At 69.0% G+C, this 9862-nt stretch carries 8 protein-coding genes and 1 pseudogene; 5 read left to right on the top strand and 4 right to left on the bottom strand.

Translation table 11 applies throughout. The features are described from left to right. Positions 1-30 precede the first annotated feature (30 nt). From D7X74_RS34415 to D7X74_RS34435, 5 genes are all read left to right on the top strand, one after another. Complete coding sequence (locus D7X74_RS34415; protein WP_120537234.1) at positions 31-1239, top strand: FAD-dependent monooxygenase; 1209 nt, start codon at positions 31-33, stop codon at positions 1237-1239. A 109-nt stretch (positions 1240-1348) separates the two neighbouring features. Beyond that, positions 1349-2497, top strand: a complete 1149-nt coding sequence (locus D7X74_RS34420) for a BMP family protein (protein WP_120537235.1) — start codon at positions 1349-1351, stop codon at positions 2495-2497. A 160-nt stretch (positions 2498-2657) separates the two neighbouring features. Beyond that, positions 2658-5105, top strand: a complete 2448-nt coding sequence (locus D7X74_RS34425; RefSeq protein WP_120537236.1) for an isoamylase — start codon at positions 2658-2660, stop codon at positions 5103-5105. A 180-nt stretch (positions 5106-5285) separates the two neighbouring features. After that, complete coding sequence (locus D7X74_RS34430) at positions 5286-6494, top strand: S9 family peptidase (RefSeq protein ID WP_120537237.1); 1209 nt, start codon at positions 5286-5288, stop codon at positions 6492-6494. Positions 6495-6578: 84 nt separating this feature from the next. After that, on the top strand, positions 6579-7259 hold the full coding sequence (locus D7X74_RS34435) for a pentapeptide repeat-containing protein (RefSeq protein WP_233595822.1): 681 nt from the start codon (positions 6579-6581) through the stop codon (positions 7257-7259). A gap of 7 nt (positions 7260-7266) precedes the next feature. Here D7X74_RS34435 and D7X74_RS34440 read toward each other — a convergent pair whose 3' ends face one another. From D7X74_RS34440 to D7X74_RS44580, 4 genes and pseudogenes are all read right to left on the bottom strand, one after another. After that, positions 7267-7803 carry a hypothetical protein gene (locus D7X74_RS34440; RefSeq protein ID WP_120537238.1) on the bottom strand — a complete coding sequence of 179 codons (537 nt, stop codon included), beginning with the start codon at positions 7801-7803 and terminating at the stop codon, positions 7267-7269. 36 nt (positions 7804-7839) lie between these two features. Then, on the bottom strand, positions 7840-8907 hold the full coding sequence (gene modC, locus D7X74_RS34445) for a molybdenum ABC transporter ATP-binding protein (RefSeq protein WP_120537239.1): 1068 nt from the start codon (positions 8905-8907) through the stop codon (positions 7840-7842). A gap of 49 nt (positions 8908-8956) precedes the next feature. Beyond that, a complete protein-coding gene (gene modB, locus D7X74_RS34450; protein ID WP_120537240.1) occupies positions 8957-9634 on the bottom strand; it encodes a molybdate ABC transporter permease subunit in 678 nt (225 codons plus the stop codon). Further along, positions 9634-9862 (bottom strand): annotated as a pseudogene (locus tag D7X74_RS44580) (hypothetical protein); the annotation flags it as partial. The gene modB and the pseudogene D7X74_RS44580, both read right to left, overlap by 1 nt.

Raw genomic sequence — 9862 nt, forward strand, 5'->3', positions numbered from 1 at the left:
GGGTATAAGAGACAGGGGTGGGGGAATGACATGAAGATCGCATGTGTCGGCGGTGGCCCTGCGGGGCTGTATTTCTCCATCCTGGCCAAGCTTTCCAACAGCCAGCACGACGTCACCGTCCTCGAGCGCAACGCGCCGGGCGTGACGTATGGCTGGGGCGTCGTGTTCTGGGATGACCTGCTCCGCGACCTCCAACGCAATGACCCCGTGAGCGCGCGGGAGATCGACGCGGAAGCGTGCCGCTGGGACACCCAGGAGGTGCACCTCCGCGGCGAGACGGCGGCCCGCATTGGCGCATATGGCTTCAGCCTGGGACGCGACCGCCTGCTCGAAATCCTCACCCGGAGGGCAAAGGGGCTCGGGGTGGAGATCCGCTACCAGTACGACGTCCAGGACCTGTCCGCGTTCGCGGACGCGGACCTCATCGTCGCCTGCGATGGCGTCAACAGCCGGCTCCGCCAGAAGCACGCCAGCCACTTCCAGCCCCGGTTGGAGGAGGGCAAGAACAAGTACATCTGGCTGGGGACCAACAAGGTCTTCGACGCCTTCACCTTCGCCTTCGAGGAGACCTCCGCCGGCTGGCTCTGGTTCCACGCCTACCGCTTCAACAACGAGACCAGCACCTGCATCGTCGAGTGCCAGCAGGCGACCTGGGACGCGTTGGGCTTCGACACGATGGGGCCGGACGAAACCCTCCGGAAACTGGAAGGCATCTTCAAGCGCCAGCTCGTGGGCCACTCCCTGTTCAACCAGCTGCGCGGGCTGGGCAAGGCGCCGTGGCTCCACTTCAAGCGCATCACCAACGAGCGCTGGTACCACGGCAAGGTCGCGCTCATGGGTGACGCGGCCCACACCACCCACTTCTCGATTGGCTCGGGGACGAAGCTGGCCATCCAGGATGCCATCTCGCTGGCCCGGCAACTGCGGGAACACGCGCACCTGCCCACCGCGCTCCAGGCGTATGACGAAGAGCGGCGCGCCGCCCTGGTCGCCATCCAGCTCGCGGCGCGCAGCAGCTCCGAGTGGTTCGAGAACGTCCCCAGCTACATCGACCAGAGCACGACGCCGTTCGCCCATGCCCTGCTGAACCGTCGCGGCAGCTCGGTGTGGAGCTACCTGCTCCTCCTGGCCAGTCAGCAACCCTCCCTGCGGGGCGTGCTGCGCGGACTCCATGCCTCCCGCAGGTGGGTCCGTTCGCAGCAGCGTGAAAGCGAGAACGGCCAGGCCCGCGTCACCTGACCGCGGACCGCGAACACGCCTCCGTCGCAGGGGTGGGATTGCCGTTGCCATCACCGTCGGCGTCGCGTTCCGGAAGCGGTGGCGGCGGCGTGGTAGACACGGCGATGACATGAGCCCGTCCCGACACATCCTCTGCCTCGCCCTGTGCCTGCTGGCGGCCTCCCCGGGCTGCAAGAAGGAGCAGCCCTCCACGACGCCCCCCGTCACGGAGGCGCGGCCTTCCGGCGACACGTCCACCGTCGGGCTCGTCCTGGGACTGGGCGGCCGTGGCGACCATGCCTTCAACGACTCCGCGCTGCGGGGACTGGAGCTCTGGGCGGCGGGAGTGAAGTACGAGAAGGCCGGCTACGAGGCGGCGTCCACCCCCGAGCGCCTGTCCTCGCTGGGAGCCGACCTGGGCGTACGCGCCCCGGAGCTGGCCCCGCTGGGCATCACCCCCGTCGTCCTCCAGAGCCGGGTGGCCGAGGACTACGAGCCCAACCTCCAACTGCTGGCCGACCAGCAGGTGTCCCTGGCGATGGGCGTGGGCTTCATGCTGGAGAACGCGGTGGAGCAGGTGGCCCGGCGCAACCCGAAGCTGCCCTTCCTCCTGGTGGACAGCCCGCTCCTGGACGCGCAGGGCCGTGCGCTCACCCTCCCCAACGTGCGCACCGTCATCTTCCGCGAGGAGGAGGGCTGCTTCCTCGCGGGAGCCCTGGCCGGACTGGTGACGAAGACGGGCCAGGTGGGAATGGTGGGCGGCATGAAGATTCCCCTCGTGCAGCGCTACGAGGCCGGCTTCCGGGCGGGCGTGGCCGCGACGAATCCAAAGGCCACCGTGCTCGTCAACTACACCGGCAGCTTCACCGACTTCGCCCTGGGCAAGCAGGTGGGACAGGACCTGCTGCTCAAGAACACGGACGTCCTCTTCGCCGCCGCGGGCGTGGATGGGCTGGGCGCCATCCAGGCCGTGAAGGAGGCGCGCGACGCGGGACAGCCCGTGTATGTCATTGGCGTGGATTCAGACCCGTCACACCTGGCGCCCCGGGCGGTGCTCTCCGCCGTCATCAAGCGCGTGGACCTGGTGGTGTACGAGGCCATCCGCGACCAGCGTCAGGGACGCCTCCAGGGCGGCAATCTCTCCCTGGGGCTGAAAGAAGGGGGCATTGCCCTGTCCCCCGTGCGGCTGGACTTCCCGGGGAAGGAAGAGGCGCTGCGCACGCTGGACGCGCTCCGCGCCCGCATCATCTCCGGTGAGCTCAAGGTACCCCTTCCCTGACGCACCGGGCCAAGGCCGGTGGGGGCGGATGACGCACGGACGACATCCGCGGGGAGGCAGGCGGTTGACTTGGACGTCACCGGGGTGCTGAACCGAATGGCCCCGGGCAGTCGCGGGCCCGGCGGGCTTGCCCTCGCTTGCCGCGTCTGGAGCCACATCCATGATGACCCCTCCTCGTCGTCACCGCCGGAGCCCCTGGCTCTCGCGGTGGCAGCCCCTCCTCGCCGCGGGCCTCGCTTCGGCGATGGTCTCCTGCGCCGCATCGGACACGCCGGACGAAGCAGTTCCCGCTGAAGCGCCCGCCATCGTGGACACGGCCCAGCAGGAGCAGGAGCTGCTCACCTGGACCCTGGGCGCGAAGTACGACGCCACGCAGGCCAACATCGACTTCCGCGTGTTCTCCTCGCGCGCCACGCGCATCGAGGTGTGGATCTACAAGACGCCCCTGGGTGCGCAGGAGGTCTTGAAGTACGTGATGGTGAAGGACACCGCGACCAACATCTGGTCCAAGTCCGTCTCCGTCGCCACGCTGAAGAACGCCACCAACAACATCACCGGGCCCGTCTACTACGGCTACCGGGCGTGGGGGCCCAACTGGCCCTACGACGCGGCCTGGACGAAGGCGAACAACACGGTGGGCTTCATCTCCGACGTGGACGCCCAGGGCAACCGCTTCAACCCGAACAAGCTCCTGTGGGACCCGTACGCGCTGGAGCTGAGCCACGACCCGGTCAACGCCCTGTCCACCTCCCAGGACGCCACGGTGTTCGCCTCCGGCCCGTTGCACCGCTACAAGGACAGCGGCGCGCGCGCCCCCAAGGGCATCGTGCTGCCCCCGGACGCCACCGCCACCGGCACCAAGCCCACGCGCGCCTTCAAGGACGACGTCGTCTATGAGGTGCACCTGCGCGGCCTGACGAAGCAGGACACCGGCTCCGGGCTGGATGCCAACTGCCTGGGCACCTACAAGACGGCGGGCCAGAAGGCCGCGGCGCTGGCGGCGCTGGGCGTCACGGCGGTGGAGTTCCTGCCGCTGCACGAGACGGACAACGACAACAACGACTACGTGCCCGCCGGGCAGTCCCCCAGCACCACGGGCGACAACTACTGGGGGTACATGAACCTCAGCTACTTCGCGCCGGACCGCCGCTATGCGTGCGACAAGTCCGCGGGCGGCCCCACGCGCGAGTTCAAGGCCATGGTGAAGGCCTTCCACGACGCGGGCATCAAGGTGCTGGTGGACGTGGTCTACAACCACACGGGCGAAGGCGGCGCGTGGATCAGCGGTAACTCCAGCACGTACAACGTCATGACGTACCGGGGCCTGGACAACCCCACGTACTACAGCCTCACGGCGGACAAGCAGTTCAACTGGGACAACACCGGCGTGGGCGGCAACTTCAACACGTTCAACCCCACGGCCCAGAACGTCATCCTCCATTCGCTGTCGTACTGGAAGGACACGCTGGGCGTGGACGGCTTCCGCTTCGACCTGGCGTCGGTGCTGGGCAACACCGTGGAGCACGGCGGCTTCAACTACGACCGCGACAACGCGGGCACGGCGCTCAATAAAATCGTCACCCTGTTGGACCCCCGTCCGGACGCGGGCGGCGCGGGCACGGACTTCATCGCGGAGCCCTGGGCCATTGGCGGCAACTCCTATCAGGTGGGCAACTTCCCGGCGAAGTGGAAGGAGTGGAACGGCATCTTCCGCGACACCTTCCGCAAGGACCAGAACCAGATGGGCGGGGAGGCGGTGACGCCGGGGCAGTTGGCCACGCGCTTCACGGGCTCGTCGGACCTGTATGGGGATGACGGCCGCAAGCCGGGCGCGTCGGTGAACTTCATGGTGGCCCACGACGGCATGACCCTGAAGGACCTGTACTCATGCAACAGCAAGAACAACAACCAGGCGTGGCCCTACGGCCCGTCCGACGGCGGCGAGGACAGCAACCACAGCTGGGACCAGGGTGGCGTCGCGACCGCCCAGCGACAGGCCGCGCGCAACGGCATCGCGTTCATGATGCTGAGCGCGGGCGTGCCCATGATGACGGGCGGCGATGAGTTCCTGCGCTCGCAGAGCTGCAACAACAACGTCTACAACCTGGATTCGAACCAGAACTGGCTGAACTATTCGTGGAGCACGGACCAGTCCAACTTCCGCGCGTTCACCCAGGGCCTCATCGCGTTCCGCAAGGCGCACCCGGCGCTGCGTCCGGCCAACTTCTACAGCGGCTCGGACACCAACGGGAACGTGATGGAGCAGCACCGCTGGTTCAAGCCGGACGGCACGGTGCCCAACGCGGCGTACTTCGACGACGCGGGCAACCACGCGCTGGCCTACCGCATCGACGCGACGGAGTTCTCCGGGGAGACGGTGGGCGCCATCTACGTCGCCTACAACGGCTGGTCCGGCAACGTGACGTTCACCCTGCCGTGGCCGGGCACGGGCCGGAAGTGGTACCGCGTGACGGACACCTGTTCGTGGATTGAGAGCCGGGGCGCCAGCCAGGTGCTGCTCAACCCGGGCACCGCGGACGATATGGGCGGCGAGAACGCGACCTATGGCCTGTGTGGCCGGGGCACGCTGGTGCTGGTGGCGAAGTAGTTTGAAGCCGGGAGGATCCGGTGCCCCTGTCGCGGGCCCGGGTCCTCGCGGTGCGTCTTCAGGCAACCGGCCATGTTGCCCGGGGCAGCTGGCGGTTCGTGGGGGGAGCCGAGCGCAGGGTGCGGGAAGGAGCAGGCATCGCCACTCCTCTTCGTCGGGGCGGATTGCCACCCTTCGGGGATGAAGCGCTACTTCGAGGATGAGGGGTTCGAGTTCGCCCGCCTGAGCCTGCTCGGAGCCTCCTACCGGGGCCTGTCGGACGTGGGAGAGGTCCTCGTCACGCTCGACAGGATTCCGGACGGGGACCGGGAAGCGTGGGTGCGGGAGTTCACCGCGTTGGCGGAGCGACTGGAGGAACAGGCCCACGCCAGCGCCGTCGCCAGACATCACATCAGCGCCCGCTCCGCGTATCTGCGCGCGAGCACCTATTTCGACGAGGCCTCCTCCTGTGCGCCCGGCACGTCGGATCCCGAGCGCTTCAGCACGCTGTGGCGGCGCCACCGCGAGTGCTGGGATGAGGCCACCACGCGCTTCGAGCCCCCCGTGGAGCGGGTGGCCATCCCGTATGAAGGCACCCGACTGGAAGGCTATTTCTTCCGTCCGGCGCACCGGAGCGCGGCCCCCCGGCCGACGCTCATCCTGAACAACGGCAGCGACGGGCCGGTGACCTCCATGTGGAAGGACGGCGGCGCGGCGGCCTTGGAGCGGGGCTGGAATGCGCTCGCCTTCGACGGTCCGGGACAGGGCGCCGCGCTGCACCGGCAGAAGCTGGCGTTCCGGCCCGACTGGGAGCGGGTCATCACGCCCGTGGTGGACTGGCTGCTCACCTGGCCGGACGTGGATCCGCGACGCATCGTGCTCCAGGGGGTGAGCCAGGCTGGCTACATGGTGCCTCGCGCGGTCGCGTTCGAGCACCGGATCGCCGCCGCGATCGCGGACCCCGGGGTGTTGAGGGTGGGGGATTCGTGGACCGCGCACCTGCCCCCGGAGCTGAAGCTGCTGCTCGATGCCAACGAGCAGGAAGCGTTCGACGGGTATCTGGCGATGGGCCTGAGACAGTCGCCCTCGGAGCAGGCCGGGTTGATGTGGCGCATGGCTCCCTACGGAACGCAATCCCCGTTCGAGGCGTTCAAGGCGGCGGAGGCCATGCGGCTCGATGCGGAGACGCTCGCGAAGATTGAGTGCCCCGTGCTGATCACCTCGCCCGACCACGAGCAGTTCTGGCCGGGACAGTCGGAGGAGTTGCACACCGCGTTGGGGTCCTCCACGCTCTCCCGGTTCACCGAGGACGAGGGCGCCAGTTGGCACTGCGAGCCCGCGGCGATGGCGCTGCGCGATGAGCGCGTCTTCGACTGGTTGGAGCACACCCTGCACACCGGCACCGCGTGACGGACGGCTTCATGCGGGCTGCGACGTCGCCGGGCGCCCGGTATAAGGCGTGCCGCGCACCCGGCATCCCCGCCAGGAAGGACCGTGCTTTCCGTGACCGTGGAAGAGGACAAGGTGGCCGCGTTGCTGCGGCGGTTCAAGGATGAGGACTCGTTCGAGCGGGAGACGTTTGGAGAGCTGGACCTCCAGGGCGTCGACCTGAGCGGCAAGGAGTTCTACCGGTGCACCTTCCAGGACTGCCAGTTGCAGGAGGGCCGGTGGAAGGACAGCCTCCTGGAGGCGTGTGTCTTCCGGGGCTGCAACCTCACGCGCGCGAACTTCAACGCCATCCGACTGCGGGACGTGCGCTTCGAGGGCTCGAAGCTGATGGGCATTGACTGGACGGGCGTGGCGTCGAACCCCGAGGTGATGTTCGAGGAGTGCAGCCTGCCCTACAGCTCGTTCGTGGGGCTGGGCCTGCGGCAGACGTCGTTCGTGCGCTGCGTGGCCCGGGAGGCGAACTTCTTCGACACGGACCTGACGGACGCGGACTTCACCGGAGCGGACCTCACCGGCAGCAACTTCCGCGGCTGCACGCTGACCCGGACCGACTTCACCGGGGCGACGGGCCTGCAGCTCGACCCAGCGCGCAACAAGCTGAAGGACACCCGCGTGCCCAATGAGACGGCGATGTCCCTGGCCCATTCGCTGGGGATGCTCGTGGAGGGCTACCACGCGAAGCCAGCGGGACGCGGTGGGGCGAAGAAGGTGGGGACGAAGCGTTGAGTGGAAGCTACGGCGCGTCGGTCACGCTCACGCGCCGGCTCGGGGCGACGTTCCATCGGGCTGGCAGGTCCGCTTCGCAGAAGGCGCAGACGAACCACTGCTCCTTCACCAGGTTGAGTTCACCGCAGCGCGAACAGCGCCGGAAGACAATCTCGTGGGTGAAGCCCGTAAGCCCATGGATGCCTGCGCGGGATAGGGCGTGAGCCACCGCCGTCCAGCAGGAGGTGTCCGGGCAATACCCGGTCGACTGGTTCGAGACCTCCGCGACGTCCCAACCCCGCGCTGTGCTCCGGAAGTGAAGCTCTCCTGCCGCCAGCACCTCCTCGCCGCCCGCGCAGGCCACGTGCTCGGACCGACGCGGCGCCAGCCGGAGGCACCCCGACAGGTCCACGACGTAGGTCGTTCCCTCGTGAACCGCCTCCGGGTGGCTCCGCAGCCAGCGGTCGAGCTCCTCCGCCGAGCGGATGGATGCGCCGACAGGATGTGACACCACAGCGCGGCGAATCGCCTCGGGCCCGACGTACGCGTAAGCCTCCAGCTCCATGCCCCCTCCTCGTGCTGGGAGTGCAACCGTCAGCGGTCAGGCCCTTCCGACGAGCCGACGGCAGGAAGCTGACTTCACCGCGAGGTACACGCGCAGGCCCGGCGCGATGGACAGCTCGCGCACGGCGGCGTGCGTGAGGCGCACCACCCAGCGCACTCCCGCCACGTCCACCTGGGTCACACACTCGCCTGAGCCTGCGTCCTCCACCTTCGCCACGGTGCCTTCCAACACGTTGCGCGCGGAGACGCCGGTCAGCGGTCCCGTGGACAGGAGGATGTCTTCCGCCGGCACCGCGTAGGTGGCCTTGGTTCCCGCGGGAACGTCTGGCGCCTCTGGCACCCAGAGCGACAGTCCTTCGTTGATGCGCAGCCGCGTGCCTCCGGCCTTGGGATGCTCCAGCGTGCCTTCCAGGATGTTCTCCTCGGGCTCGCCGGTGAGCAGTCCGCGCGCCGTCGTTCCCAGCACCGTGTCCGCTGGTCCGACGGCTCGCACCGCGCCGCCGTCCAGGAGCAGGGCTTCGTGGGCCAGCACCCGCGCTTCGCCCAGTTGATGGGTGACGTAGAGCAAGGGCACGCGGGCCTCGTCACGAACGCGCAGCAGGTAGGGCAACACGCGTTCCTTCAATGCCATGTCCAGCGCGGCCAGCGGCTCATCCAGCAGCAGCAGCGCGGGGTCCGTGGCGAGCGCGCGGGCCAGGGCGACGCGCTGCTTCTCTCCTCCCGACAGCGTGACCGGGTAGCGATGCAGCAGCGGTTCCAGCTCCAGCAGGTGCACCGCTTCATCCACGCGCGACGGTCGCCCGGTGCGCGCCCCGAAGCGCACGTTCTGTCCGGCGGTGAGGTGCGGGAAGAGCAGCGCGTCCTGGGGCACGTAGCCCATGCGTCGGGACTCGGGAGGCACGTCCACGCCCCTGTCGCTGTCCAGCAGCACGCGCTCGTCCACCACCACGCGCCCCGTCGCGCCACGCCGCAGGCCCGCGAGCACTTCCAGCAGCGAGGTCTTCCCGGAACCTGAACGCCCCAGCACCGCCACGGAGGCGGAGGTGAACCGTGCCTCGACCTTCAGCGTGAAGCGCGCCAGCGGGAGGCGCAGCGACAGTTTCATCACGGGCGCGTGCCTTCCGTGGGCTTCCGCATCGCGGAGACATGAAGCGTCACGCGAGTCCTCGCGCGCCGCGCCGCCGCGTCACGACCTCCGTCACGTACATGACCCCGAACGCGAGCACCACCGCCACACCCGCGAGCTTCAGCGCCTCCGCGTCCTGGCCCATCTGCGTGCGATGGAAGATGGCCAGCGACAGCGTCTGCGTGCGCCCCGGGATGTTGCCCGCGACCAGCACCGTCGCGCCGAACTCGCCCAGCGCCCGGGAGAACGCGAGCAGCGCGCCCGTGAGCACCCCGCGCCATGCGAGCGGCAACGTCACCCGGAAGAAGGCCTGCGTGCGCGTGCTCCCCAACGTGCGCGCCACCGCCACCAGTCTTGGATCCACTTCCTCGAAGCCCGCGCGCGCGGAGCGCACCAGCAGCGGGAACGCCATCACCGCGCTCGCCAGCACCACCGCCTTGGGCGTGAACACCACCTCCACGCCCACCGCGTCCAGCATCCGACCCAGCACCGAATCCCGCGCCAGCAGCTCCAGCAGCACCAGGCCCACCGCCGTCGGAGGCAGCACCAGCGGCAGCGCCAGCACCGTCTCCATCACGCCCCGCCCCGGCCCCTTCCAACGCGCCAGCGCGTACGCCGCCGCCACGCCCGGCACCAGGATGAGCGCCGTGGACAGCGCCGCCACCGCCACCGTGAACAGGACCAGCCCGGTCAGCCCCTCCTCCATCACGGCGAACGCTGCCCCTTCGGCGCTCGCGTCACGCCCGCGTCCGGCACCGGCCCCGCATCAGGCACGGACCTCGGTTCCACCCTCCCCGGCGTGACCCGCCTCACCGCCTGGAACCCCCGCTTCCGGAACTCGGCCCACGCGACATCCGTCCGGAGGAAGCGCACGAACGCCAGCCCTCCCTTCGGCGACTTGCCCTGCGTCAGCGCTGCCGCCGGATACACGATG

The organism is Corallococcus sp. CA047B (genome assembly GCF_003612065.1).
Taxonomy (GTDB): Bacteria; Myxococcota; Myxococcia; order Myxococcales; family Myxococcaceae; genus Corallococcus; species Corallococcus praedator.

Bases quoted from the DNA above. Each gene is read 5' to 3' on its own strand.
- D7X74_RS34415 (WP_120537234.1), top strand. From the start codon at position 31: ATGAAGATCGCATGTGTCGGCGGTGGCCCTGCGGGGCTGTATTTCTCC.
- D7X74_RS34420 (WP_120537235.1), top strand. From the start codon at position 1,349: ATGAGCCCGTCCCGACACATCCTCTGCCTCGCCCTGTGCCTGCTGGCG.
- D7X74_RS34425 (WP_120537236.1), top strand. From the start codon at position 2,658: ATGATGACCCCTCCTCGTCGTCACCGCCGGAGCCCCTGGCTCTCGCGG.
- D7X74_RS34430 (WP_120537237.1), top strand. From the start codon at position 5,286: ATGAAGCGCTACTTCGAGGATGAGGGGTTCGAGTTCGCCCGCCTGAGC.
- D7X74_RS34440 (WP_120537238.1), bottom strand. From the start codon at position 7,803: ATGGAGCTGGAGGCTTACGCGTACGTCGGGCCCGAGGCGATTCGCCGC.
- modC (WP_120537239.1), bottom strand. From the start codon at position 8,907: ATGAAACTGTCGCTGCGCCTCCCGCTGGCGCGCTTCACGCTGAAGGTC.
- modB (WP_120537240.1), bottom strand. From the start codon at position 9,634: ATGGAGGAGGGGCTGACCGGGCTGGTCCTGTTCACGGTGGCGGTGGCG.